Annotated in this window: 1 pseudogene; it reads left to right on the top strand. The window is 45.3% G+C overall.

The features are described 5' to 3' along the window. Positions 1-1,073: pseudogene (locus HMPREF2991_RS00285) on the top strand (YSIRK signal domain/LPXTG anchor domain surface protein); the annotation flags it as partial.

Here is a 1,073-nt window from a genome sequence, read left to right as displayed (position 1 = left end):
CAAGGTCAAGTCCAAGAAGGTAAAGTGACCTTCACTCCAGGCCATGACTCAGTTCCATTCCCAGCTGATTCAACTCCATTATTTGACAATGGTACAGCTATGAAGGAAGTGCCAAATGTTGGTAAATTCGAAGTGGATGCAGACGGTAAGGTGACTTTCACTCCTGATAAACAGTTCAAAGGTGAAACACCAGAACTTGAATTGACTCGTGTGGATGCCAACGGAACTCCTGTTACTGTCAAGTACCAAGCGGTGGTGAAAGAAGTAGTTCCAACCAGCACTAACGCAACGAGCACAGGTCCTCAGGGTGTTCCACAAACTGGTACTCCAACCTTCCAAGGTGGCGATCCACTGGTTCCAATCGATGAAACAGTTGAGCCAACCTTCGCAGATGGAAGCAAAGAGAAGTCTATTCCAGGTCAAGGAACCTACACAATTGCGCCAGACGGAAGTGTGACCTTCACTCCAGATAAACAGTTTGTAGGAAACCCAGATCCAGTCACAGTGAAACGTGTAGATAAGAATGGCACCCCAGTCACTGCGACTTACAGTCCAGAGTTTACTAAGGTAACACCAACTGGTAAAGATACTTCTTCAGTGAACATTAAGGGGCTTGTTCAAACAGGTACGCCAACATTTGAAGGTGGTAATCCGCTTGTTCCAATCGATGAAACAGTGGTAGCAACATTTGAAGATGGATCAACTGAAAAAGTGATTCCAGGTGAAGGAACTTATACAATCTCACCAGATGGCACCGTCACCTTCACTCCAGAGGCAGACTTTGTAGGAAAAGGAACTGGCGTAACAATCGTTCGTAAGGATAAGAACGGTACCCCAGTTACTGCAAGCTATCGTCCAACAGTTGTAGATCCATCTACTGGTCATGATACGGCTTCTACAGGAGCAAAAGGCCAACCACAAGTGGCAACACCAACGTTTGAAAGACATATCGATAGTACAGTTCCACCAACCTTTGAGGATGGTAGCACGACTATGATTGTTCCGGGTGAAGGAAGTTATACAATTGATAAAGATGGTAAGATTACCTTTACTCCAGAACCAGACTTTGTTGG

The organism is Streptococcus sp. HMSC072D07 (assembly GCF_001814835.1).
In the GTDB taxonomy this organism is placed as follows: Bacteria; Bacillota; Bacilli; order Lactobacillales; family Streptococcaceae; genus Streptococcus.
The sequence above is the reverse complement of the archived record's forward strand: the minus strand, read 5'-3'. Positions and strand labels throughout refer to the sequence as shown.